The sequence below is a fragment of the Flavobacterium xanthum genome (assembly GCF_900142695.1).
GTDB classification, from domain to species: domain Bacteria; phylum Bacteroidota; class Bacteroidia; order Flavobacteriales; family Flavobacteriaceae; genus Flavobacterium; species Flavobacterium xanthum.
In genome coordinates, this window is record NZ_FRBU01000006.1 from 51,719 (window position 1) to 78,151 (window position 26,433).

19 protein-coding genes are annotated in these 26,433 nt (G+C 35.0%); all 19 read right to left on the minus strand.

Features of this window, described 5'->3' with window-relative positions; genetic code table 11:
* Positions 1–687 carry an SCO family protein gene (locus BUC11_RS03970; RefSeq protein ID WP_073352129.1) on the minus strand — a complete coding sequence of 229 codons (687 nt, stop codon included), beginning with the start codon at positions 685–687 and terminating at the stop codon, positions 1–3.
* Positions 688–699: 12 nt separating this feature from the next.
* On the minus strand, positions 700–1,341 hold the full coding sequence (locus tag BUC11_RS03975) for a hypothetical protein (protein WP_073352131.1): 642 nt from the start codon (positions 1,339–1,341) through the stop codon (positions 700–702).
* A 78-nt stretch (positions 1,342–1,419) separates the two neighbouring features.
* Positions 1,420–1,770 (minus strand): cytochrome C oxidase subunit IV family protein, encoded by a 351-nt coding sequence (locus BUC11_RS03980; protein ID WP_073352133.1) that lies wholly within the window; start codon positions 1,768–1,770, stop codon positions 1,420–1,422.
* An 18-nt stretch (positions 1,771–1,788) separates the two neighbouring features.
* Positions 1,789–2,766, minus strand: a complete 978-nt coding sequence (locus tag BUC11_RS03985; RefSeq protein WP_073352135.1) for a cytochrome c oxidase subunit 3 — start codon at positions 2,764–2,766, stop codon at positions 1,789–1,791.
* Positions 2,767–2,808: 42 nt separating this feature from the next.
* Positions 2,809–3,396, minus strand: a complete 588-nt coding sequence (locus tag BUC11_RS03990; RefSeq protein WP_073352137.1) for a cytochrome c oxidase subunit 3 — start codon at positions 3,394–3,396, stop codon at positions 2,809–2,811.
* 2 nt (positions 3,397–3,398) lie between these two features.
* A complete protein-coding gene (gene cyoE / locus BUC11_RS03995) occupies positions 3,399–4,301 on the minus strand; it encodes a heme o synthase (protein ID WP_073352140.1) in 903 nt (300 codons plus the stop codon).
* Positions 4,302–4,406: 105 nt separating this feature from the next.
* A complete protein-coding gene (locus BUC11_RS04000; RefSeq protein ID WP_073352243.1) occupies positions 4,407–6,530 on the minus strand; it encodes an energy transducer TonB in 2,124 nt (707 codons plus the stop codon).
* A 19-nt stretch (positions 6,531–6,549) separates the two neighbouring features.
* Entirely contained in the window at positions 6,550–7,293 is a 744-nt protein-coding gene (gene deoC, locus BUC11_RS04005) for a deoxyribose-phosphate aldolase (RefSeq protein ID WP_073352142.1), read from the minus strand.
* 257 nt (positions 7,294–7,550) lie between these two features.
* Positions 7,551–7,928: a VanZ family protein gene (locus BUC11_RS17140; protein WP_073352144.1), complete on the minus strand. Its 378-nt coding sequence runs from the start codon at positions 7,926–7,928 to the stop codon at positions 7,551–7,553.
* The gene (gcvH, locus tag BUC11_RS04015; RefSeq protein ID WP_073352146.1) at positions 7,921–8,301 is read right to left on the minus strand and encodes a glycine cleavage system protein GcvH; all 381 of its coding nucleotides are present in this window, start codon (positions 8,299–8,301) and stop codon (positions 7,921–7,923) included. Before gcvH ends, BUC11_RS17140 begins: the two co-directional genes overlap by 8 nt.
* Before the next feature lie 94 nt (positions 8,302–8,395).
* Entirely contained in the window at positions 8,396–15,541 is a 7,146-nt protein-coding gene (sov, locus tag BUC11_RS04020; RefSeq protein WP_073352148.1) for a T9SS outer membrane translocon Sov/SprA, read from the minus strand.
* Positions 15,542–15,566: 25 nt separating this feature from the next.
* A complete protein-coding gene (ruvA, locus tag BUC11_RS04025) occupies positions 15,567–16,148 on the minus strand; it encodes a Holliday junction branch migration protein RuvA (protein WP_073352151.1) in 582 nt (193 codons plus the stop codon).
* Between the two features lie 88 nt (positions 16,149–16,236).
* Complete coding sequence (locus BUC11_RS04030; RefSeq protein ID WP_073352153.1) at positions 16,237–18,525, minus strand: NADP-dependent malic enzyme; 2,289 nt, start codon at positions 18,523–18,525, stop codon at positions 16,237–16,239.
* A 159-nt stretch (positions 18,526–18,684) separates the two neighbouring features.
* On the minus strand, positions 18,685–19,110 hold the full coding sequence (locus BUC11_RS04035) for a CBS domain-containing protein (protein WP_084129505.1): 426 nt from the start codon (positions 19,108–19,110) through the stop codon (positions 18,685–18,687).
* Positions 19,111–19,180: 70 nt separating this feature from the next.
* Positions 19,181–21,046, minus strand: a complete 1,866-nt coding sequence (locus BUC11_RS04040) for a trehalase family glycosidase (RefSeq protein WP_073352157.1) — start codon at positions 21,044–21,046, stop codon at positions 19,181–19,183.
* Positions 21,043–22,257 carry an MFS transporter gene (locus BUC11_RS04045; RefSeq protein ID WP_073352159.1) on the minus strand — a complete coding sequence of 405 codons (1,215 nt, stop codon included), beginning with the start codon at positions 22,255–22,257 and terminating at the stop codon, positions 21,043–21,045. Before BUC11_RS04045 ends, BUC11_RS04040 begins: the two co-directional genes overlap by 4 nt.
* Positions 22,258–22,403: 146 nt before the next feature.
* Positions 22,404–24,140, minus strand: coding sequence for an alpha-amylase family protein (locus tag BUC11_RS04050; RefSeq protein WP_073352160.1), 1,737 nt, complete (start codon positions 24,138–24,140; stop codon positions 22,404–22,406).
* 6 nt (positions 24,141–24,146) lie between these two features.
* Positions 24,147–25,073, minus strand: a complete 927-nt coding sequence (locus BUC11_RS04055; RefSeq protein ID WP_073352245.1) for a carbohydrate kinase family protein — start codon at positions 25,071–25,073, stop codon at positions 24,147–24,149.
* 16 nt (positions 25,074–25,089) lie between these two features.
* Complete coding sequence (locus tag BUC11_RS04060; RefSeq protein WP_073352162.1) at positions 25,090–26,394, minus strand: MFS transporter; 1,305 nt, start codon at positions 26,392–26,394, stop codon at positions 25,090–25,092.
* Positions 26,395–26,433 lie beyond the last annotated feature (39 nt).

A 26,433-nucleotide genomic window follows, 5' to 3' on the forward strand; every position in this document is an offset into this window, starting at 1 on the left:
TTACTCTTTTAATAAAATATTAATATCTTGTTGAATGTTTCTAACTCCTTTTTTATCTAAACCATCATAATACAAAATGGGATTTCCGAAATCATCATTTCTACATCGGATATTACCATTCTTATCAATTAAGGCAAATAACCCTGAATGTTCAAAACCACCAACTACTTTTTTATTTTCACCGGCATAAAGATTGAACCCTTTATTGGCTAAATTAAAAATATACGCTTTGTCTCCAGTTAAAAAATTCCAATTTGAAGACTTAACGCCCAATAATTTTGCGTGATCTTTTAATACTTGTGGCGTGTCGTGTTCAGGATCGATAGTAATAGATACAATTCCAAAATTTGGATTACCAAAGAATTTTTTTTCAATAAGAAGCATACTTTGATTCATCTTGGGACAAATCGTTGGACAGGTTGAAAAAAAGAATTCCAACACATATACTTTCCCTTTATAGGACTCGTTAGTTATTTTCTGATTGTCCTGATTAATTAATTCAAATTTGGGAGCTGGCCCTATTTTGATCAATTGATCCTCATTAGCCGTTATTGGATTCACTCGGTCTAATCGGTCGCCTTGAACCACCTTATCATTCTTTATTCTTTCTACTATTTTAGGAACGGCATAAATACCAAAAATTAAAATAATAAATGAAATACCTATGTATGATTTATTTTTAAGCATCGTAAGTTAAAATTAAATTTTTCTAGTAGCGTTATTATTCTTCTTGAGTGCAGCGCGATATTCATAAAGAATAACCTTAAAATCATCTAGCATCTCATTACTCAACTCTGCCGGATGAAAAGTGTTGTATCCTTCTTTAGTATCTTTCACCAGTTTTCTACCTCGAAGATTTCTTTTTTTATCAACGATATAGACTTTAGGAGTTCCAAATTTATCGTCTAATTTTTCAACCAATTTTAATTGGGAGTGATAAGAAGTAATCTCAGCAGGCGAGGCAAATACAAAACGCCATTGTGCAACATCCGTAAAAGCAGCTAATGCATCTACTACTTTCTTAGCATCTGCTTCAGTTCCAATTGGACAAATGACAACAAATTGTACATCTTTAAACGTGTGATACGTTTGATAAATTTTTTGATTTAGATTAAAAAAATTACCTCTATTTCTTAAAAGTTCTGTTCCAGAAAAACCAAGAACAGTTACTTTACCATTCAAAGTAACTTTTTTACCATCTAAAGAGTGCCAATTACCTAAATCAGCTGTATTAGGTGTAACAGTTGGAAGTTTGGTAAAACCATTCACGCCGGAGGCGAAAAAGAGATAAGCAACGATAGGTAAAATAAATAGAACGAAAAGAACAATATTTTTTTTCATTATGCTGTTTCAATTATTACTATAAAATAAAAAAGGTATCCGCCAAGACGGATACCCTATTTTTGAATTAATATCTTGTTAAAAATTCCATTTGATAGTAGAATTTTTAAAAACCCCGTAAATATAATCCCCTTCGGTTAAAAGGATGAAGAGTATATATAAAATCAGAAAAATTACTGGAAAAACAACTGCACTTTTTAAGGTACTTTTTTCACCTTCCATGTGCATAAATGCCCATACAATGTAATATGCTTTAAAAATAGTAAGGGCATAAAAGATCCAATTAAGTAAGTTCATACTTAAAAAATCATTCATAAAAAGAACATCTGGTTTTAAAATCCCCAAATAAACTTCTACTACTGTAACGGCAGACAATATTCCGAAAACTTTCCAGATTCTACCTATGTTCGATACGTGTTCGTGTGACATGATAATTACTTTTTGAAATTAAACTAGATAGAAAACGGTGAATACAAATACCCAAACTAAATCGACAAAATGCCAATAAAGACCAACTTTCTCAACCATTTCATAACTTTTTCTTTTTTCATATGTTCCAATAAGCACATTGAAAAATATAATAATATTTATAATCACTCCAGAAAAAACGTGAAACCCGTGAAATCCTGTGATAAAGAAAAAGAAGTCAGCAAATAATTTACTTCCATACTCGTTTCGTTGCAAATTAGCCCCTTCAACGACATAATGGGCCTGACTTAATCTTGCCACCGATTCTTCTCTCGAAAGAATTGTTTTTTGCTTTTCTTTGGTTACAACCTCAGTTCTAATCAAAAGTTCTGGGTGGGCTTTAAAACCTGCTTGCACTTCAGCTACAGAATAAGAGGGTAAAGATCCCTCACTCATGAACCATTTCCCTTTACTTCTTGTCAATTGCTCTCTTTCTTCTGGCAAAGTCATTGCAAAATCAGCCAGAGCTACACGGTGTCCTTCTTTATCAACAAATTGAAGTAAACTACCTCCTTTTGTCTCAATAGCACCATATTCCCCTTTTATGAAATTTTTCCATTCCCAAGCTTGAGATCCTACGAAAATCAAACCACCGATAATGGTCAAAAACATATAAAGAACTACCTTGTTTTTTTTCATTTGATGCCCTGCATCCACGGCCAAAACCATTGTCACAGATGAAAAAATCAAAATAAAAGTCATTAATGCAACATAATACATCGGAGCAGATACTCCATGCATAAACGGAAAGTGAGTGAACACTTCGTCAGCCAATGGCCATGTTTCAATAAATTTAAATCTAGAAAAACCATAAGCTGCAAGAAATCCAGAGAACGTTAAGGCATCTGATACGATAAAAAACCACATCATTAATTTACCATAACTTGCTCCCATTGGCTCATTGCCGCCTCCCCAAGTTTTTTCTTCACTATTAGCAGTAGTAACTGTCGCTTCCATAAAAGTTATTCGTTAAAAAGTTCCCAAATTTACGTTTTTTTCTTATTTAAAGAAATATAAAAACAAAAACAAATAAACCCATAATAAGTCAAGAAAGTGCCAGTACATTGCACCAAGTTCAATTCCAAGGGTTTGAGATGAATTGTATTTTTGTTTAAAATGATTATAAATTATAATTAGCAGTGAAATCACGCCACCAGCAAGGTGAATCAAGTGCACAACAGTAACTACATATAAAAAAGTAGTTGTTATTGAGCTTCCACTTCCCGTGAAATAATACCCATTATCTACTATTTGTCCAAAACCTACGAACTGCAAAATTACAAACAAAATTCCTAGAACTAATGTAGTCAAAAGAAAAATTGTCGTTTTACTTTGATTGTTTTTTTGAATTGCCTTTTTAGCTAAGTGAAAAGTCACACTACACCCTATAATGGCAATTGTACTGTAATAAAAAGCGGTTGGCAATTGAAAATCTTTCAACCAATCTGCTCTGGATTTACTCACTACGAAAGCACTCGTAAGTCCCGCAAACATCATGGTCATACTCACCATTGCAAACAACAAAATCAATTTGTATGATCGTGCTGTTCTGGATTTTTGTTCCTCTACTGTCATTATCATTTCCATAACTATCTTAAAAATTTATCTAATATATAAACTAACTGCAATAACGTAATATAAGACACACTCACTAACATCAAGGTTCGGGCAGCTTTTGCAGTTCTTAATTTATACAATTGAACGGCGTAAAACAACATCCACAACCCTAGTAAAAATACAACAACAGCTGCAATTGGCGTTATGTACAAACGTCCCGTATATCCAAAAACTGGCAAAATCGATGCTAAAATAAGCCAGACTGTATATAGAATGACTTGCATTGCGGTTCCTTTATCTTTTTTACCTGTAGGCAACATAAAGAAACCTGCTTTTTCATAATCTTCATATAAAAACCAGCCAATCGCCCAAAAATGAGGAAATTGCCAAAAAAATTGTATTAAAAATAACGTTCCTGCTTCTATTCCAAATTCTCCAGTAGCCGCAACCCAACCCAACATAAAAGGAATTGCCCCTGGAAAAGCACCGACAAAAACAGACAACGAAGTCATGGTTTTTAAAGGTGTGTAAACACTCGTATATAAAAATATTGAAATGGCACCAAACATGGCCGTTTTCGGATTGATTGTATAAAGCAACACAATCCCAATAATCGTCAGAAGACTTGCAATAACCACAGCGGTACCGCGAGACATCCTGCCAGCTGGAACCGGACGGTTTTTTGTTCGATCCATCAAGGCATCTAAATCTTTTTCAATAACTTGATTAAAAGCATTAGAAGCTCCCACCATGCAATAACCACCAACAGCTAATTTCAAAAGTGTGATCCAACCTAAAGATTGCAAATCATTAATCCCAAGCATATATCCAGCTATAGACGAAAAAACAACGCTAATAGCAAGCCGTGCTTTAGTGATTTCGCGGAAATCAATATAAACGGATTTTAAAGAAAGTGTACTTTGTGTTGCGTTCAATGTTTAGGATTATTTACTTTGTAATAACTTTTGCAAAAGTAGGCTATCAAAAGGGATTTGACAAAAAACAATTCATAAAAAGAGTACTAAACAATAAAATAACAATTAATAGTCAAAATACCAATTAAAGATATCCGCTCTCAACCCTACAGTGAGCCAATTCGTGCTTTCACTAAAAGCAGTCGCTGTGTTTTTAGTTGGGTCAAAACTTCTATAAATAAAACTTCCAAATAATTTTAAATTAGTTGTCGGATTTACTAAGTATCCTCCCTGAAAATCAGCAATAAAGACAGCAGTTTTATTTCCTTGCCCTACTTTTACCCCACTATCAAATGGTCTATTTTCATCGTAATCCTTGTAAATATTCCCTCCATAATTAAAACCATTTTCGATTGAATCAAAATCCAATCCTCGTGTTCCCGCAGTGATTTTTGCATCAGCAAAATACCTTCCCTTATTATAGCGTGCAATAGCGATCAACTCTTTAAAATTACCTCCCCATTGATGTCCAATATTTTGATTATTATGCCCGTAATTTGTAATTGGCATGCTGTGAGAATAGACGTATGGTCGAACATGATTGTACTCTAATTGCAGCAGTAAACCATCCATTTTGAAAGCATTATAATATTTGACTCCCAACTGATATCCATATTTATTTTTCCAACTATTATCTCCTTTTTTAACATCTCCTAAAGAAAACTCATCCAAGATAAACTGGCCATAAAAATTAATCTGATTGCTCCATTTGTATTTATAGGTTAACCCTAGAATAGCATTTCCGCTTCTAGCCGAAGAAGCAAATTCAACAGAACGGTAAAAAATAATTGGATTTACAAAACTCACATCAAATCCTCTGTCATTGGTATTCGTCCAAATCACTGATTCAAAGAAACCCAGATTCAATCTATTGGAGACGTTCCAACTTAAATAGTGATTTGCCATGAACTTTGTAGCATACGTTCTTTCTAATGTAACCTCTGGACGAACATCTTTGAGCCACATATATGTATTGGTATATTTTATTTTCCAAAAATTAGTATTCAATTTAAAGTAAGGATACGGACTAGCGCCATCACTTTCTAATAAAGAGCGGTATCCATCTCCAATAAAATTCCTACCATAACCCAATTGCAAATCAATATATTTGCTTGGAGCAAAAGTTAAATTGGCTTCTGCCAAAGGGAAATCATACGCATCTGTTTTGAAATCTTTTGCAATTCCCATCCCGGGAATAATCGCAGGATTTCCTCCTGCTGGCTTTATCGATTCTGCATACCGATTGTAATAATCTGCAAAACGACCCTGACTTTCAAAAACGGTCGTGGTAAAATTGAGCTTTTTGCCCAGTCCACCACGAAAATTAATTCCACGTGTGTTTACGTAAGTGTAAGAAGCTTCGCTTCCTGAAGCCTTGCCAACCTGTAGATCAAATATAGGATTCAACGTAAACCAATAGTCATCCCCTTGAATTTCTACTGTATTTTCATTCCATAATTTGCGTGCCCACCAAGTGGTAGCTTTCTTTTTTAACTTTTCCTGTACCTCTTTTAGATTATAATATTTTGATACTTCAGCATACGTATAGGGTTTTGAAGCAGTGTGGTTGTTACTACCCATCTGATTTAACGAAGCATCAAATTGCGCATAATAACTATGAGAAAAAGGCACATTTAAATGACTATCCAAATCAGGATTGTCAAATTTGGAATATACAATGCTATCCAGTTCTGTTAATTTTTTAGTGTTGTTTGGCGCAATTTTGGCTTTCGCCAAAGTATCTGCAACTACTACTTCTCTACTTTTTAAAGGGATCGCAAGTGCCATGGTAAATTTAGCATACGTAGGCTTTCCGTTATAGGTTGCTGGTTGAATTTTTGGAAATTTACCAAAAACTCTTTTTGTTTCTTGAATCAATTCCTCCTCTGTGGCATCAATATAAATCACCTTAAAAGTACCATTGCTATCTACTTCAAAAAGTACTTTGACATTTCCTTGAAAATCATTTTGTTTAAGACGATCTGGAACTTCAAAATTTGTAAAAACAAAATCCTGTACCTGATTGTAAAAACAAGACTCTAAAACCTTGAGTTGTAAATTCAGGCAGTCCGAAAAAATAGGAAAACGCTCAGCAGAGTTGCTAGATTGAACTGTAACGCTTGTAATTTCTTGAGCAGAAATAGTAAAAGAATACATAATTAAAAATAATGCCAACCACCCTTTGTTCATGCTTATTTTGTTGTTAAATTTAATATTCATTAGTTGAATTTTGACCATTAGCTATTTTTTTTGCGCCAGAGGTCCCTATTCGTTTCACCCCCAACTGAATCATTGCAACAGCTTCCTCATACGTGCGGACACCACCAGCTGCTTTTACAGGAAGTGGCGACGCGTTTTCAAGCATCATTTTTATAGCAGGAACAGTAGCGCCGTTAGGTAAATTATTCTCTGTAGTGTAGAATCCCGTTGATGACTTCACAAAAACCTTTGAAAAAAGTTCTTGTTCAAAATTAGAAACAATTACATTCTTTATCAAACTCGATAGTTGAATAATTTCTTTTTCGCTAAGTGCGGCCACTTCAATAATCCACTTGACCACTTTATTATTGGCCAAACCCAATTGAGTACCTCTTAAAATCTCTTCTTTTACTAAATCAGTATCCCCTTTTTTGAATGCTTGGTAATTACAAACAAAGTCCAAATCATCGGCTCCATCTTGTATGGCTTGAACGGCCTCTTTTAATTTTTCTTCTATGGCTGATTTCCCCTCTGGAAAATCGATTACAGTACCTATTTCCAAAATAGAATTTGCTCCATTAATCATCTTTTTGGCCAATGAAACTCTATTTGGCCGAATCATAATAAGCTTAAAATGTTCCTCGATAGCCTCCTGAATAAATTCCTGAGCAACAAGAATATTTTCTTCTTCAGTGATCCCTGCTTGTTCTGCGGTTTTTAAATAGGTAGAATCTAAGTATTGCTTTATATTCATGGCATTTAAATTTCTTGGTTACAGCAAATTCTAAGTCACAAAAGTACATTTTATCTGCAAACAAGTTTGAATTAAATATTTTCTCTTTATTTTAATATTGCTAAACCACCGTTGAAAGGACTTTATAATCAAAAAAGAATAACGAGCTACGGAGCGTTTAAACATGACTTTTTCATCAAACCTATTCTACATATTCCTTACGAATAGGTACATAAATGAAAAATCCCACCGAAGTGGGACTCTCTTTATTCTAAACTTTATTTAAACTTAGTATTCAAATTAAATAACCAAATCAACGCTATTGACAAAGTCGCTCCCGACATATTTGCTAAAACATCAAAGACATCTGCTTGTCTGGTTTCTGTTAATAAGCCTTGCGCTACTTCAATCGCTATTCCAAAAAAAACAGAGAACAGAAAGGAAAACAGCAACGGTTTTAGGTTATTCAAATTAGACGATCTACTTTTTAAAAATAAAAAGCATAACGTTGTTAACACAAAATGAAAAAACGCATGAACAAGCTTATCTAAATTTGACACATTTCCCAAGGGAACATTATTTAATTGCACTAAACAAAAAAAGGCAATTATTCCAGACCATACTAAAGCGGCCCAAAAATAAAGCTGTTTACGCACCTATTAATTCCTTGTAGGATTCACTAGAAAGTAACCCATCAACTTCTTCCATGTTTGCTATTTTAACTTTAATCATCCATCCTGCTCCATAAGGATCAGAATTTACACTTTCCGGTGTGCTTTCTAGCGCATCATTGAAAGCAATAATTTCACCTGCTACAGGAAGAAATAAATCAGAAACGGTTTTAACAGCTTCCACTGTTCCAAAAACTTCATCTTTCTCTAACGACTGATCTAAAGTTTCTACCTCAACATAAACAATATCTCCTAATTCTTTTTGTGCAAAATCAGTGATTCCTACTGTTGCGATATCGCCTTCAATACTAATCCATTCGTGATCCTTCGTGTACTTTAAATTTGCTGGTATGTTCATCTAAATTGTAATTGATAATTATTAATTGATAATTGAAATTTGCTGTTACAAATGTAACAATCTTATGTTCAAATCAGGTTTAGATTTCGAAAAATTAATTCCCAAAATTATACCGAATTGTAAATCCAGAACGAATATTGGTCAATGGAAAAGAAGTAGAGATTACCGCCTTCGAAAAAGAATGATCGTAATAAAAAATTGCTGTCAAATTTTTGCTAAAAGCATAATCTGCTTTGACTTTTATGGACCAGATGTTCTGCCCACCTGCTAATTGATTATTGTCATAATCTAAATAACGAACAATGGTTTGATTATTTCTATAAGCTATATCAGCAGCCAAATTAATATCACTTTTTATTATTCCTGTTGGAGTATCAGCTAATCTTGAAGAAAAAATGACGTCTTTAAAGCGATACCCTAATCCTACAATATATTCAACCCCTTTTACCTCTGTCAACAAATTATTATCAAAACTCATCGATAAAGCTCTGTCTTTTTTAATTTCGGTAAGTACTTTTAAAGAACTTTTTAATTCAAAATCCATTCTTAAAAGCGGACTAAATTGTTCTACCAAATTTATATTAGACATAATGGTCTGATTGAAAAAATTTCCGCTGGCATCCACTCCGTTTGGTGCATTGTCATATTCAAAGTTAGATCTAAATGCATTAATAGTATAGGAGGCTCTATAATTATGTTGCAAAGAGAAACGCTTGAAATTTTTCTTAAAAACCCCATACCGCATCAATCCATTGTATTTTATTGCCCAGTTTGGGATAGGGAAACTTCTAAAAATACCAAGAGAAACCGCAGATGCATCCCCTCCTGAATAAGCTGCTAAAAAGGCGGGCAACAATACGGCCTGATTGTTTTTTCCATAACCTAAAGGAAATCCTTCTGCATCTCTATTTATTGGATTAGTAATATCAATTCCTCGTTCTGTAGCTAAACGATTTGCAACTGTGAGACGGTTCATCCTAAAATCACCAAAAGCAGCTGAACTATTTTCATCGCTTGTAGCAAATGAGGTTTTTATCAAAACTGCTGATATAGAAAAAATACCCGTGTTATATGGAGACCTAGCGTTATAAACACCGTCCGTAACATCATATTGCTCCGAGAAATTTTCAGAAAAAGCCCTATCCAATGTCAAGTCAATTTTCAAATCGGGAAACAAATCGACATTAGCTGTTGCTTTAAACAGTTTATTCGTTACTTGAGTGAAATTTTGATTGAAGTCGGGGTAATTCGTCAGCCAACCGTTCTTAGCTGCTTCATACCTAACGTCATCCTGGCTTCCAAATATAAAGCCCAATGAAGGTCTTGAAGATCCTAAGAACCCAACACCCGGAGTATACCCAGGCAAAATTGTACCGCTATTGTATGTGTAGTTCATCTGAATATTCTTGACGCTGGTCAGAACTCCGATCAAGCCATCAACAAATGCATTGTTTTTAGGAAGTTGATTGGCATTGGCATTCACTACTTTTTCGCCTGGTTTTGGCGCAATCATTTTCGGTTTTGGTTGTGTTTTGTTTGTGTTTTTAGTCAGTCCTAAATATTCATACAACATATCCATGTTGAAGGCTGCATTTAGATTATTAGAACTTGCATTTTGAATTGTATTTCCTAAATTATAATCGGCACCATCAATATTAATCTGAGACAATGCATTGGAGGTGCGTTGCCAACTGTAGTCACCCGTGTAGGAGTAGTTTGCTTTAATGAAGCTGAATAATGGTATTTTGTTTATTGGTATATCATAATTCACAACTAGTTGCTGCATGTGTTGGTTTGGATCTCCTATATCCCAATAACTATCCCAAATAGTAAAACTGTCAATGGGTTCATTATTTTCATTTAAATAGTTTTTTACAATATTACTAGAGGATGCCGTATAATTTAATTTCAATGATTTGGTTAGATTATAATTGAAACCATATTGATAATTAAACGCAAAATTTCTCCGGTACAAGGGGTCAAGACCTATTCCTTCCACCTCTACTTGTCTAAATTGCTGGCGGTTGTACTGTCTATTGATATTAGTGTTAAACGAAATATTAGCAGGCAAATAATTAAAGTTAAAGTCACTCAATAACTTCCAGTAATTACTTTTTTTTAAAAACTTAGCTTTCTTGAATGGCTCTACTGGTTTAGGCTGAAAAGTGTATGCATAATCAACAGAAGAATTTGCCTGCTGGTCTACAAAATCTTCGATTTCAAAATCATGTCGTTCCACTTCGTTAAAAGACTGAGAGAAGGTAAAATTTTCAGGATCGTAAACATGTTGTTTTTGTTCTGGTTGGCGTTCTTTTCTGACACCAATAAAATTGATGCTTTTTCGCTTGGTGTAATCAACCGCTCTGCTAGTTATATTGTCTTTCTTATTTTGATCCGTTGTATTATCTAACAATTGTTTTAATTTGATGTCTTGATTAAAAGGGTCATACTCTGGCGTGATCGTTTCTTCACCAATAGCATAATTAAAAGGCAGATTGACACCCCATTTTTGAGGTAATAATTTTCCAAGGTTTACATTAGTCACTATCGTATAGTGCTCCGTATCTTCCCGACTTCTCTCATTAGGACCTTGTTCCAATGATCCAAAACCAATTGTGCTTTTTCTACCTGATGCGGAGACCGTTGCAAAATCAGCTAAATTTGTGTCTACATTCAATACTGCAGCCATTCCGCCTTGGTTGTCCATATCCGCTAAGCGAAGTTCATTAAACCAAACTTCTCCTTTTATATCATTGCGTAGATCACTGTTTTTCACCCCTACCATAAGTGTACGAACCAGTCCAAAATTTGGATTTCCTTTTATCCCTAACTTCAAGGTATTGGTTCCGTCCCCTTCTGGTTTAGAAGGATCCGCATCTGGATAATAAATTCCATCTAGTGGCAATGTATTTGGATCCACACTCATTGCTAAAATTTTTAATTTTGTCAACAAAGCCAATGACAAATCCATTTCATTTTCTTCTGGCCAAACTACTTCGGCGCTCAAAGGACTACAATCAGAATTGGACGCAGAGGAGGGAACAGTTACTTTTAAAGGAATCTCAATCTGGTAGAAATTTTGTGTAAAATCATTTCCAAAACGAATAAAACCAACCATCTGATTGTCTTGAAGAGGAATTTCACCTGGCAACGATTCAGCGTGCAAAAACATTTTCAATTTCTTAAATTGACGCATATCGATACTTACATTTTTAAAAACGGCTCTGGAATCTTCCGGCTCTAATCCGTTTCCTGAAACTCTCAATGCTAATGACTGCTCATTTTGGTTAATTACGGTATTATTATTAAACAATTGCTCTCTTTGTACTCCAGGAGGCGTAATGTAATTCACCGGACATCTTTGATTATTTTCCTGAACGTTGACCGCCAAAACATCTAAATTAGTGTTGTCATCAGCACTGTTTGTGTCATTAAAATCAAGCGTATTGGTATATCGTCTCCACTCGCCACGAACTAAATCTAAGGCTCCAAAACGAACTGTAACTTCTTCACTAAAACCCGTCATAAACATCCTCATGAAACGAATGGATCTAAAATCAGAAATATTCCCTATCGTGTTTTCAGGCTGAGCAACCGGAATTTTAAATTGCAACCATCGGGCTTCGGTCGTGGAGCCATCCGGCAAAGACACTTGTGTGTTTCTGACATCAGTAATATAATTTTGACCCACGTTCATTCCGGGTTGCACATCAATACTATATTCATAATAAGCATTGATTGTATTCATGGTATTGTCTCGGTTGATATCTTCCACGTCAGGAATGGTTGATGATCCTCTATTGGGGTCATTGATATCTACTGCCGAGTTTCCGTCAGTACCATTGTACATTTTGTATCGGTCTATAATTCCTCCATCTGCATTCAGATAGAAAGTATAATCATCAGCAGCTGGATCCAGTTCCGAGGCAAAATTAGTATACACGGCTCCTTCATTGGCATTAGCCAAACCATCCAAACCTATGTCTTGATTTCTCCTGTTATCGACATTGGTATCAAAAGCATAAATCAAAGACTGAGAAGCAGGAACATCTCCCCACAAAGGTCTTGGATTGACCAATATCTGATCTGGACCCAGTCCATTTTCATACTGCTTTCTTCCATCTTTTAGAACATCTTCCGAAATTTCTCCTAAATTGAAGTATATTTTTCCAGTATTTGAAACTGGAGCCTGACCATTTCCTACGTACGGATCTAGCACCCAAAACTGAATGTACTCTACGTTTCCTTGTTCAAAATTTGTTGAATTTAAAGAACGCATAATCCCTCCAAAATTTTCAGCTGGATTTGCATTTACATTTGAATTGTTGTTATAAGGCCCTCTTTCAGATGGATAATAACTCAAATCCAAGGTATTTACTACTTGCGTCTGCCCTTGCGCAATATCAGTCAGAGGATACAATTCTCTGCTAAAAATTCTTCTGGTTTTATTGAAAGACAAGTCTTCATTTGAGATTCCAACGGGCTTCTGAGTATAAAAAACGGGATCAATTGAATACCACGCTAATTTAGCTCTTTTGAATCCATAGCTCAAATCATTGGCACTTGCATTAAAATCATAACTACTTGTTGTGTTTCGGTCTGGTGTTGATGCTAAACTCCATGAATAAGGGGAACGCATGTCAATTGTAGACTGAGATCCTTCAAAATCATCAACATAAATGGTCGATTCACCCTGAAACTGATCTGCTTTTGGCGAGTCTGGTTTCAAAAAAGCTATTTCGCCTCTTACCGATAGATTGGAAGGTACATCCGTATCAATATTTGGCAATTTATTTACTAAACGGGTCAAGAAAGGAACTTCTGTTGAGAAATTAGTATTGAAACCAAAAATCGTGTTGTTTACGGATTCCTGTCCGAAACTAGATTTTTGTGTAAACGGTCTTTCAGACATTTTCAAGAAGGTTCCTCCTACCACAAAGTTGTCCGAAATTTTATGTTCAATATTTAAACCCATAAACCTTCTGGTTTGCTGACCAAAAACAGAGTTATTTTCCAAGGAGACTTCGATGGGTGTATTTGATGCTTGCAAGGACGGATCCAAAATTTGAACACGACCTAACTGATAATTCACGCTATAGTCAATACCTTCTACTAAAAGTCTTCCTGCTGCGGTAACTACCACTGAACCTTGAGGAACATTGAACGCACCAATTGGTATGCCATCGCCAGCACTCGATTTGTATTTTCCTCGTAATAAGAATTTATTTTTTTCACTATCCTGCAATGCTCCTGCCTGTGTATTTCGATACATGCTGCGAAACACATATTTCTTTTGATTTTCATTGTAAGAGCTGACATTGTTATAATTTTCTGAGGAACCAGTATTCGACAACTTAGAAAATAGTAGTTCTCCAAAAGGCTCTTTGGTTGTAAATAGAATCCTTCCGTTTTGCGCATCGATTGTTAAACCTGGCATAAAATCAAAAAAACCGTCCCCTCCAGTTTGAGGATCGTTATTGTAATTTAACTTATCTAAATTGAATACCTTCAACAAAGGGGTCTCAGCAACTTCGTTATCTCTTGAAGGATTCGCTGGGAAAGGACTTCCTGGAACCTCTGTAATATAATTTAAAGGAGAAGGATCTGTATAAAGAATATTAAATCTAAAATCTTGTTGTTTCAGTTGGTACCCCCCTTGAATCTGATAGATATTTTTCATCATCAAATTCCAAATTGGATTTTTAACATTAGTCAAATTGCTTTTCAACATTTTCAAAACCAAACTCTGCGAAATGATAGCCTGATTGGAAGGACTATTTCCTGTCACAACCGTTGCGTCTACTCCATCGTTTCCAAATTCTCCCACTTGGTATACTTTATCTCCAATGGTGTATTGATAAGCAACCGCTAAAACCTCATCATTAGCCAATCGCTGTTGCAATGAAATAAATCCTAGTTGTGGATTGAAGCTGTATTCGTTTGGATTCAGTTTTCTTGCGTTTTCTAATTTCGAATAATCCTGACCTTCACTTACCGTTACATTAAAACCAGAATTCGCAGTTACAATTTCGCGAATATTAGGATTCAACAAACCTGTTCCAGCGTTTATTTGTGCTGGATTGTAATCATTATTTGAATTGTCAGTAGGAGAATCTATAGGATTGTTGAAAATCCCAGTAGAAGGATCTAAAACGACCACTTCATTATCAGGCAGTCCGGATAATTGCCCTTCTCCTAAATCTTGAAGTGCAATGATGTTTCTCAGATTATTATTGTTTGCCAATACCCGATTTTGCTTGTTAGTTACCCAAATTTCAATTCTAGAGATTTGTACTCTACTATCAATGAATGGATAATTTGCCAGCGATTTATCATATCGATTTCTAAAATATTGGGACAAGAAAAAGTGTCGGTCACTATCATAGTCCAAAGCAAACATTTCAAAATCCTCTATCGTGCCTCCTCCTTGCGCTATTAAACTTTTTGTTTGTGATTTTTGCTCTGAAAAAACACCTGTTATTGTGGTTTTTCCAAATTGCAGTTGGGTTTTTACTCCAAATAAACTCTGTGCTCCCCGAATTAAAGAACTGTTCAAAGGCATGCTTACATTCCCCACTTCTATTTTTTGAATGATATCATCCTCTGTAGGAGCATAATCTAATTTGATTAAATTTTGAAAAGCAAATGTAGACTGTGTATCGTAGTTCGCATTTACATTGAGTCGCGTTCCTACTTTTCCCATTAAACTCATGCTGATTCTCTGCTCAAAATCAAAGGAAAGATTGGATCGGTTTCTAGGAGAAAAGGATGGATTATCCTGTTTTGTAAACCGCATTCCCAAATCCATTTCGACAGATCCCGTGGGTTTTACATCAATTGTATTGCTTCCAAAAATAGATTCAAAAAGGCCTGACTTCACATAATATCTAGGCAACAAATCTCTCTTAGCGAGTTCGCTTCCTTCTTTCTTGCCATCAATCGCATCCACTTTTTTCTTAAAATAATCACGCATGGATTCTTTTAAGACTAAATTTTCGTATTCTTTTGGCGTTAAAATAATAGGATAATTAATAGAAAATCCATCGACGGAATTGGTATAAACATAACGATCCGTAACCGGGTCATACGTGTAAGCAGATAAAATGCTTTGTGGGTTCTTTAGTTGCAGTTTCCCCAAAGAAAAGCCAGTTTTTACAGTGTCCTGAGCCACCTGCTCTACTTGGGCCTGAGACACAAAACCACAAAATAAAACAAGCAAAAAAATAAAAATTTTATGCATACAACTCGGGGTTCTTGAATACCTTTTAAAGATTTTTTAAAGCTTTTTTAATGATTGATTCTACAGAAGCATCCGGATCTTCTTTAACAATCTTTTCTATAATTTTTTCTGAAGTTTTTCGTACAAATCCTAAAACTTCCAAAGCTGATAACGCTTCATCTCGATTTGTATTGCTTTGCGACATAGAAACTTCGTCTAAATCATATAATTTTAAGACTTTTTCTTTTAAATCTAAGATTACGCGTTGGGCAGTTTTACTCCCTATCCCTTTAATTGACTGAATGGTAACTACGTCAGCAGATGCTATAGCATTAGTGATTTGTTTTGGGTCAAGTGAAGAAAGCATAGTTCGCGCGATGCTTGCTCCTATTCCGGAAACGGATAGTAAAAGTCTGAAGATCTCTCGTTCTGACTTTTCTATGAAACCAAAAAGTGTATGCGCATCTTCCTTAATTTGAAGATGCGTATATACTTTTATAAAATCGGTATTGGGTAATAAAGAATACGTATGTAGGGAAATATTAACATGGTAGCCTACGCCGCCACAATCTATGATTATATGCGTTGGTGATTTCTCAGCTAATTTTCCTTGTAAATGTGCGATCATGATTAATAAAATATTGCCAAATATAATGAAATTAACATACTTTTATGTTTTACTGACAACTTTAACTATTTACTTTGATCCCATTTAATTAAATCTGCTTGGTTTTCTTTGCCTGTTTTTCCTGAGCATCGATTACTGCAATAGCGGCCATGTTTACCATTTCCTCTACGCTAGCACCTAGTTGAAATATATGAACTGGTTTTCCTAGTCCTAACATGATAGGCCCAATAGAATCAATCTTATTTAATTCTTTCAGAAGTTTGTACGTGATGTTTGCAGAGTCTAGATTTGGAAAAATTAACGTATTTACTTTTTTACCTGCTAATTTAGAAAAAGGAAATTTCGCTTTTAGTAATTCTGGATTTAAGGCAAAATCTGCTTGAATCTCCCCGTCAATTATAATATCAGGATGATTTTTATGTAAATAAGAAACTGCTTCTCTTACTTTGGCTGCATTTTCGTTTGTAGAGGATCCAAAATTAGAAAATGAAATCATTGCAATAACTGGCTCTACCCCAAACATTTTAGCCGTTTTAGCGGTCATGATTGCTATTTTAGCTAAATCATCAGCAGATGGATTGATGTTTATCGCCGTATCGGACAAAAACATTGGCCCACGAGCCGTCATCATCATATTAGTAGTAGCAACAATAGAAGCTCCCGGTGCTTTTTCGATTAATTGCAGCATGGGTTTAACCACAGCAGGATAGCTTCTGGAATGTCCTGTTACCAGTGCATCAGCTTCGCCTTCATTAACCATCATTGCGGCAAAATAATTGCGTTCCCGCATTAATTTTTGTGCATCTAAAAAGGAAATGCCACGTCTTTGTCTAGAAGACCAATACGTTGTAGCAAATTTATTTCTTCTATCTTTTTCCTCATCAATTTTAGGATCTATAATTTGAACATCCGCATCAAAACCAATTTCTGCTTTTAATTCTAAGATAATTTCCTTATTACCTAATAAAATTGGAAAACCAATTCCTTCTTCCAATACGATTTGAGCAGCTTTTAGCACATCTAAATGGTCTGCTTCAGCAAAAACGATTTTTTTAGGATCCATTTTAGCTCTGTTTGTAATCAAACGGAGCATTTTGTTGTCATTTCCTAAACGATCTAAAAGTTCTTCTTCGTATTTATTCCAATCCGTGATAGGATTCAATGCTACACCAGAATCCATTGCTGCTTTGGCAACAGCCGGAGCAACAATCGTGATTAATCTTGGATCAAAAGGTTTAGGAATAATATATTCTCTACCAAAATTTAATTTGGTAGCGCCATAAGCAATATTAACTTGTTCAGGAACGGATTGCTTTGTTAATGCCGCTAATGCTTTTACAGCTGCCATCTTCATCGCCTCGTTTATTTTAGTAGCACGAACATCAAGTGCGCCTCTAAAAATGTACGGAAACCCAAGCACGTTGTTTACCTGATTGGGATAATCGGAACGACCGGTAGCCATAATTACGTCTTTCCGAGTTGCAACAGCTAAGTTATAGTCGATTTCTGGATCTGGATTTGCCATTGCAAAAACAATTGGATTATCAGCCATTCCCAACAACATTTCCGGCGACATGATATCTCCCGTTGACAATCCTAAGAACACATCGGCATTGACTAATGCTTCTTGTAAGCTCACGGAAGGAATATCTTTAGCATATTTTAATTGCAATTCAGATAGTTTTGGATTGTCTTTAGTTAACAATCCCTTGCTATTGAACATAAAAATATTTTCAATTTTCACACCCAGTAAAACGTATAAATTAGCACAAGCAAGTGCAGCGGAACCAGCTCCTGAAACCACTAATTTTACGTCTTCTGCTTTTTTATCTGCTAATTCTAATGCATTCAACAATGCCGCAGATGAGATGATGGCCGTACCATGCTGATCATCATGCATCACAGGAATATTCAATTCTTCCACCAACCTTCTTTCGATTTCGAAAGATTCCGGTGCTTTAATATCTTCAAGATTAATTCCACCAAAAGTTGGTGCTATATTTTTAACCGTTTGAATGAATTCTTCAATGTCTTTTGTTCCAATTTCGATATCGAAAACATCAATATCAGCAAAGATCTTAAACAACAATCCCTTGCCTTCCATTACTGGTTTAGAGGCTTCCGGTCCAATATCCCCTAACCCTAAAACGGCGGTTCCATTTGTGATTACTGCGACTAAATTTCCTTTAGCGGTATATTTATAAACATTGTTTACATCTTTTGCGATTTCTAAACACGGCTCAGCCACACCAGGAGAATAGGCCAAAGACAAATCTCTTTGTGTTGCATATTTCTTAGTGGGAACTACTTGAATTTTACCAGGAGTTGGCTTTGCGTGGTATAATAATGCTTCTCTTCTTTTACTATTCTTTTCCATTGTTTTTAGATTTTATTCTAGTTTACAAAGATAGAAGACTTGGTTTAAAAAGTCAGCTTTTATCCTATTCTTTTATAAAAATTACACCATCAATAACAACCACCAATAAAAATAGCCGCAAAAAATGCAGCTATTTTTAGTTTTTCGTTTAGCTCCTTTTTATTGGGTGATATAAGAGTTTAAATGCTGAATCGTATCTTTTTGCATCTCGATAATAGCTTTTACTACATCACTAATAGAAATAATCCCTATTACAATTTCATTTTCCAAAACAGGTAAATGTCGTACTCTTTTTGTACTCATTAATTCCATGCAATACTCTAAATTATCCGATGGGCTCACGGTCACCACATTTGTTTCCATGATTTCATGAACAAAAGCTTTTTTTGAAGATTTTGATTTCAAAACGATTTTTCGAGCATAATCCCTTTCAGATAAAACGCCTTTCAAAACTGTACCTTCAATGATAAGAATTGCTCCAATGTTTTTTTCGCTCATCACGGTCAATGCTTCATATACAGTGTTAGTGGAAAGTATGGAATATACTTCCTTTCCTTTAGTGCTTAAAATTTGATTAACAGTCATAATTGATTCATTTAGTGAATCATAAAGTTAAAAAAAATATGCATTCAAACAACAAAAATATTTTTTAGCATTAAAATAGATCCTCTGGTGCAATCAATTCTCCTAATTTTATTTTTAATTCCGCGCTTAAAATTTGCAATCCATATTGATAGGACGCATTCATCCAACCAAAACCTTCCTTTGCGATGTAATCAAATTCGGTTCCTACATTACCATATTCGGCAAAAACCTTATGTGAACTGATTTCCAAATCGAATTTTTCTGGAATTGTTCCATTGTATTCTATAGCATTTATGGTAATTAACCACAACCATCGGTACACCATTTCTTGTGCTTTATCTAAATAGTTATACTTAAGCAACCCTTCCCATAGCAACATTTGATGTGGTGCCCATCCAAAAGGATAATCCCATTGTCGTTGCGGTTCATCCTTGGAGACATTAGCACTACTCGCCTTCGTACTTCCTGTGATTCCACCTATTTTTATAAAATGCGGCAGGGCTACTTCCACTAATTTTTTAGCTTGATTTTCAGTACACAATCCTGCCCACAAAGGAAAAAAGGTTGTAGCTGCCTCAAATGGAAATTGTTCTTGGTTTACAAAATCATAATCAAAATACATTCCTGCAGCTTCATTCCAGCACAATTCATTAATTTTTTCTTTTCTAAATGCAGCCTTTTGTTCCCATTCATTAGAAGTACACTTTACATCTCCAATTTGAAAGGTGTTCCCAAAATAGGTTGCAATTAAATAAGCAATGTCTTTTTCGTATTTATAAAGAAAACTATTTACATCAACGGAATTTAAGTTAGCACACCTATTTATAAGTCGATCCGTTGTGTCATGACCACTTTCACGCAAGCTTCGGTCATGAACAAAATACAGATCCAAATCAGCGTCAACCAATTTTCTTTCTAAATATTCTTTCTCAAATGCGCGAATCGGCATATTATATTTTTTAGCATAAGGCGCTAAAACATCGTCAAAATGACCAGGCTCCACTTCAAAGGGCATTCCAACGCCTTCCGCTTTATATCGGTTCAAACCCGTTTCTGTCAATCGGTTTCCTAACTCCATCCAAACCGTATTGTATTCTAAAATAATGGCCTCCAAATGGCTCTTTAACCATTCTTGGTTAGGCACATTTTCTTTTACAATTTCAACAATCAGAGAAGAATACAATGGCGGTTGTGTTCTTGTCAAGTAATAACTTCGGTTTGCATTCAGAATTTTGCCGTAATGTGTGATTTGGTATTTAAAGTTCTCCGCGATAGCCATGGCTTTTTCGAGTTGGTTATCGATTAAAAGACCAATACCAATAAAATAACTATCCCAGCCATACATTTCATTGAATCTTCCGCCAGGGACTACAAATGGAACTCCTTGCAAACTATATATTTTTTGTTCTAAAGCCAAAGCTAAAATCCCTGGTTTATTGTTTAAAGTAGCCACATATTCCATGGAATAATTTACAGGTAGAATAGCTACTTTGAAATTCTGAAGTTCTTTTTCTAAATCTTGAAAATAAGAAACCCCTTGTTTGTCCGTTGCAGCAACATAAAGTGTTGGAACATCACTATTAGTTTTTTCGTCTTCAAGAATCTGAGCCAAGCCTTTCTTGTCTATCGTTCTAGTGAGCTCATTCCAATAATCATACTTGATTTTTCTTGAAATTCGATCGACAGGATTTTCTTGTATTCGGGCTAAGTCCACTTCACCCATCTCCATTTTACTTTCTTTTAGCACTGCTAATTCTTGAAGTAAATTTGACAAATAGTAGGTTCCCGCAATAACCTGTTCTTGCTTTGTCTTTTCGTCAATTAACACAAATCTTTTAGGGCCTTGGTCGTCTTTGGTGATTTTTTTATCTTGATCAGTATCTTCTTGAAGTAAAAGTTCCCGAAAAGTTTTATCTATGTTCAGTGAGAATTTCATGATTTAGCGGTGAGTTTTTTTAGAATAAAGAAAGAAATAAGCAATAACGACATTGGAATTAGAGTATAATAAAAGGCGTTTTCTGGTCCTTCATTTTTAAATAAGTAACCAATAACTCTAGAACCCAAAGTACCCCCAAGTGCAGAGAAGACGACTATTAAACCCGTCATGGAACTGTGTAATTTTTTTGGCAAAGCACTTAAAACCACCGAATTTAATAGCGGATAAATAGGCGCAATAAAAAGCCCCACTAATGGAAAAGCAAATCCTATTATTGGAATATCGCCAAGCGAATTGATTTCTTTAACCTCTAAACCAACTGTTTTAGGAAGTACAAAAATTACAATCAGCATAGCTGCTACAATACAAAAACTAAGTACCCAAATCCAATTGACCCTTTTTGTAATTACTCCTGCCAAAAGTCGTCCTACAGCCAATGAAATAGCCAAAATACTCGCCATCATAATACTGATATTCTCTGGTAAATGCAACACTTTACTATTGAAAGTAGGCAACCAAGACATGATTCCCTGCTCAATCATTACAAACAAGAATGCGCTGATTACAAAAACAATCGTCAATAATTTTGCGAATAATTTGAACATTTCTTTGAAGTCATCGGCTAAATCAACACCCGGAATTTCGTTTTGATTTTCGAATTTGGTAAAAAATAAAAAACCAAATGACAATAACGAAATCCCAGCTAACAACCAATAAACATTCAACCAAGCATCAGGATTGGCATCAGAATTAAAAGCGGGAAATAAGAAATAAGCAAGCGCAATTCCAATCATAAATAAACCTTCTATGCTACTCATCAAACTATTATGTTCTTGTTGATTCTCCGTAATTGTTCCAATAAGCGAATAAACAGACACTTTTATCAACGCAAATGAGACGCCTACAGTGGCAAAAAGCACCTTGGCCATATCAAATGAATTTCCAAAATACATACTAATACATGCCACAGAAACCAAGGCCAGACCAATAAGCATGGCTTTTTTATACCCAAGCCTTGGCAAAAACGAAGCAATTAAAAAGGACACTATAGCGATAGGTAAATCCTTGTAAGCTTCTAGAACGCTTGCCTGCAATTCATCAACGCCATAATTTTTTTGTGCCTTTAATATCACAATTCCCACGCTGTTCAGTAGAATTGCAAATACAAAGTAATTGAGATACATGGCAATTTTAACCGTACTTTTTTTCATCTTTTACCTTATGTTTGAGGTGAACTATAATTTAGTACTAAATTATAGTTCAGTAATTAAATATTCTTAAATGTGATTTGATTTCTGCAATCTAGATTCATTTTAATATTTTAACAGGTCTGCTTTTTTAAATTCCAATACAAAATTTAAAAACTCATATTGTTTGTGATTCCGTTTTCTATGTGGTTAATCGTAAAACTATTTGTTAAAAGGTTCACTTTTAAATGCGCAAGCGCGTCACCGTTCACCCATTTTATATCTATACCAGTTGCATCAGTATCGTTAATTTCTACTTGACCTGAAAAAGCAGCAGATGTATTACGTAAACGAATAATTTGCAACTGTTTCTGAACAACGTCAGTTTTCAAACCTTGCTCAATATCCTGCATTGACAATGCAGTACGATTGATTTCTTTATGTCCTGCACTACCGCCATTATCTGCCGCTTCGTAATTATTTTTTCCCGCAAAAATATCCAAGTACCATACTTGTGGTATTCCTGGAACAAACATTTGGATAACTCTTGCTAAAAGCAACTTTTGCTCGTCTTCTCCCAAAGCACTAAAAAAAGTAGCATTGATTTGATAATAAGAAATTTTCTTTCCTGAAGGATCGTATAAGTTTTTTACACGTCCACCACGTTCCATTATTGTAGTCATTATCCCTTCAATCTCGGCATCCTCTAACAATCCTTTATTATAAAAGCCATTTACCTCTTTGCCTTTCAAGTCTAAAACAGGAATTCCATCATGGCAACCTAACATGTTTACTGTTTTATATCCTTTAGCAATAATTTCTTTGGCCCAGCTTAACAAAGCACTACTAGTTTTGTTTTCGATAGTATGTATCGTTAAACCTGGCAAGAAAAAGTCGTAAATATGGTATCCTTCAGTAGCAACCTCATCATGTATATGCAAACCATACTCTGCATGAATTTCTGGCAGAAGCATCAAATTATTTTTTTGTGCGATTTGATTAATACGTTCTAGATATTCCCAAGTTCCCGGTTTGTTAAAAAAATTGGACTCCCCAACTTGTTTGTGCAAATAGGCGAAAGCATCTAAACGGAGAATAGTACATCCGTAACCCTTAACCTTTTTCAGGGTCTCTTCATAGAAATCCCAAACCAAAGATGATTTCCCATTGACATCCATTTGCCCTAAATAGGAACGCTTTTGTTCTACAATTTGTAAAATATCGATTTTTAATGGCGTACAATCTTTAAAATCAATCATTGAAAAATCTTGATTATTTGCTATGGCCTGATTAATGACAGGAACAATATATAAACATTGCGCTTCCGTTAATCCTTTTATGTTTTCCAACTCATCTATTGTGATTGAATTGTAGGTGATTTGTTGATAAAAAGTATTCCAATAGGGTTGTTCTGAACCATCTGGAAAACGCACTTTTAGGATTGGCAATCCCGACTTTCTCATGAATAACTTGTTGAGAAACTCTGGTTTTGGAATGATAATTCCATCTTCATTTTTAACACCGTTTCCCTGCCAGAATTCATTCCAATTGATAAAAAAATCTTTATACTTAGATTTATTTCCATGTTGCAATAGGTCTTTGAACTGAGGAGATGCAACAGAAAGATGGTTTAAAACAATGTCAAATTTCAATTTAATTTGAAGTTCTTCTAAATCTTTTAAGTCCTTAGAATCTACTAAATCTCTATTAATATCATAATCAATAATAGAAAAACCTCTATCTAAGTCACTATTGAAAAAGGTAGGCAAGACATATAACAAAGAAAAAACATCTTTGAATTCGGTCATTTTGAGCATTTCAATCGTATCACTTAATTTTTCACCAATACTATCTGGATACACATTAAGCATTACGCCGTTGCTAATTTTTGTACTATTTTGTTGCATGATATTTTATAAAAGTTTTGAAAGGATATTGATATTATCCGGTAATCGACCCACATTTTGCAATTTTAAAGCGGCTAATTTTAAAGCAATATCTAAACATTCTTGGATTGATTTTTCCTTGATATAAGCAAATAAAAATCCGGACCAAAATGCATCACCAGCGCCTGTAGTATCCATAACCTTATCAATCTTTATCGCTGGCATTTCAATTACTTTTTCTCCTTTTTGAGATAATTTCACCCCTTTGCTACCTAAAGTCAAACAAACAATGTCCACACCTTGATCATGAAAAAACTGAAAAATTTCATCATGAGGTAGCTCTTTCTCAAAAAGGCGTAGCATATCGTCCTCACTAATTTTTATCAATGGATTGAATTGGCAATAGGTTTTAATTACTTTAAACGCTTTCTTTTGACTTTTCCATAGTTTTCTTGCGTAGTTCACATCGATACTCAGCTTACAACCTAAGTTATATGCTTCTTGCGCCTTTTTTAAGATCGTTTTTTGCGCAGGATTTTTACTCAATGCAAAACAGGTAGTATGAAATATGGTTGTATTTGCTAGTGTTTCGCTTGAAATTTGCTCTTCATAAATACAACAATCTGCAGAGCGATACGGTATAAAATCTGGAGTACCATCTGACCTCGAAACAAAAATCACGCTTGTAGATTTGTCTTCCAAAATGTTCAAATGATCCGTATTCACTCCAACATCACCAAGTCGCTCCGCAATATATGTCCCAAAACCATCCTTCCCAACCGTTGCAACCATGATAGTATTTAAACCCAATCGGGTGGAATTCATAGCAACGTTAGTAGGGGAACCGCCTAAATACCTGTGATAATCTCTTGTTTCGTTTATCAATACTCCTTCTTGATGCCCAATGAAATCAACAAGAACTTCACCTACACAAAGAATGTCTATTTTATCCATCTTGTTGTTTATTGAATTATTCACTTACTTTTATCTTTTTTATTTTTATCAATAGTGTGCATAGTGCTGCAATCGCTAATAATACACCCGCAAAACTTATTGCTTGACGTGGATCATTGTCTAGAAAATTCCTTAGTATATAACCAAATGATAGGTTTTGAATAATCATAGGAATCACAATCATCATATTAATAATACCCATATACACGCCATATCTTTCTTTTGAAATAACAGCAACAACCATCAAATACGGAATTCCCATCATACTTGCCCATGCAATTCCATAACCAATAACCACTGCAAAAAACACATACTGATTTTGCACCATTGGAAACCATAAAAAAGAAACGGCCCCAAATAACAGACACACAAAATGAATCATTTTAGCACCATGCTTTTTGGCTAATTTTGCCAAATAAAAAGCAATTGAAAAGGTAACTATAAAACCAAATGCACCGATTAACCCGTTCCATTCTACCGCTTTTTCATAGCCTGCAGGGTTCTTTGGGGTTACATCCCAAACGGATAATGCAATACTTTTTGAATTATTTTGCCAATAACACATCATCGCATACCATTGAAACAAGTACACCAAGAAAAGCTGCCACATTACTTTTGGCATTTCCAAAACTGCTTTGTAGATATCAATAAAAGGAGAAAAAACATTTAAAGGCTCCGCTTTCAAAACAGCCAATTCTTCCTCAGTAGGCGGAATTTCCTTGGTTTTACTCATGCTCCACCAAATAGAAGTAACAGAGAGTACAGCACCTAGAAAAAAGGAAGCGTATATCCAAGTGGGCAAAGAACCTGTGTATCCAACAAAGACAATTGGAAACAGAAAAAGAGAGATATACGCTAAAAACTGCCCAAAACCAGTAAAGAAACTTTGTGCTTGAAAGCCCATTGGCTGTTGTTCTTCATCTAGTGTATCTGCAATAAAAGCGCGATAAGGCTCCATCGCAGTATTGTTACCCACATCTAGAATCCAAAGTAAACCAGCTGCCATCCAAAGTGAACTGCTGAATGGAAATAAAAATAAAGCGATACTACAAATTATGGCTCCAATAAAAAAGTACGGTTTGCGCCTTCCCCATCTTGGATGCCATGTTTTATCACTCATTGCACCTATGATAGGCTGAATCAGTAATCCCGTTAATGGTCCCGCAAGATTCAGAATCGGAATTTGGTCCGGACTGGCGTGCAAAAAATCATAAATGGGATTTACAGCACTTTGTTGCAAGCCAAAACTATATTGTATTCCAAAAAAACCAACATTCATATTGATTATCTGCCAGAAGCTTAATTTTACCTTTAAATTCATTCTAGATGGTTAATTTGTTAATTTTTTCTAAATTTAATT

Bases quoted from the DNA above. Each gene is read 5' to 3' on its own strand.
- BUC11_RS03970 (WP_073352129.1), bottom strand. From the start codon at position 687: ATGCTTAAAAATAAATCATACATAGGTATTTCATTTATTATTTTAATT.
- BUC11_RS03975 (WP_073352131.1), bottom strand. From the start codon at position 1,341: ATGAAAAAAAATATTGTTCTTTTCGTTCTATTTATTTTACCTATCGTT.
- BUC11_RS03980 (WP_073352133.1), bottom strand. From the start codon at position 1,770: ATGTCACACGAACACGTATCGAACATAGGTAGAATCTGGAAAGTTTTC.
- BUC11_RS03985 (WP_073352135.1), bottom strand. From the start codon at position 2,766: ATGGAAGCGACAGTTACTACTGCTAATAGTGAAGAAAAAACTTGGGGA.
- BUC11_RS03990 (WP_073352137.1), bottom strand. From the start codon at position 3,396: ATGGAAATGATAATGACAGTAGAGGAACAAAAATCCAGAACAGCACGA.
- BUC11_RS04000 (WP_073352243.1), bottom strand. From the start codon at position 6,530: ATGAACAAAGGGTGGTTGGCATTATTTTTAATTATGTATTCTTTTACT.
- deoC (WP_073352142.1), bottom strand. From the start codon at position 7,293: ATGAATATAAAGCAATACTTAGATTCTACCTATTTAAAAACCGCAGAA.
- gcvH (WP_073352146.1), bottom strand. From the start codon at position 8,301: ATGAACATACCAGCAAATTTAAAGTACACGAAGGATCACGAATGGATT.
- sov (WP_073352148.1), bottom strand. From the start codon at position 15,541: ATGCATAAAATTTTTATTTTTTTGCTTGTTTTATTTTGTGGTTTTGTG.
- ruvA (WP_073352151.1), bottom strand. From the start codon at position 16,148: ATGATCGCACATTTACAAGGAAAATTAGCTGAGAAATCACCAACGCAT.
- BUC11_RS04030 (WP_073352153.1), bottom strand. From the start codon at position 18,525: ATGGAAAAGAATAGTAAAAGAAGAGAAGCATTATTATACCACGCAAAG.
- BUC11_RS04035 (WP_084129505.1), bottom strand. From the start codon at position 19,110: ATGACTGTTAATCAAATTTTAAGCACTAAAGGAAAGGAAGTATATTCC.
- BUC11_RS04040 (WP_073352157.1), bottom strand. From the start codon at position 21,046: ATGAAATTCTCACTGAACATAGATAAAACTTTTCGGGAACTTTTACTT.
- BUC11_RS04045 (WP_073352159.1), bottom strand. From the start codon at position 22,257: ATGAAAAAAAGTACGGTTAAAATTGCCATGTATCTCAATTACTTTGTA.
- BUC11_RS04050 (WP_073352160.1), bottom strand. From the start codon at position 24,140: ATGCAACAAAATAGTACAAAAATTAGCAACGGCGTAATGCTTAATGTG.
- BUC11_RS04055 (WP_073352245.1), bottom strand. From the start codon at position 25,073: ATGGATAAAATAGACATTCTTTGTGTAGGTGAAGTTCTTGTTGATTTC.
- BUC11_RS04060 (WP_073352162.1), bottom strand. From the start codon at position 26,394: ATGAATTTAAAGGTAAAATTAAGCTTCTGGCAGATAATCAATATGAAT.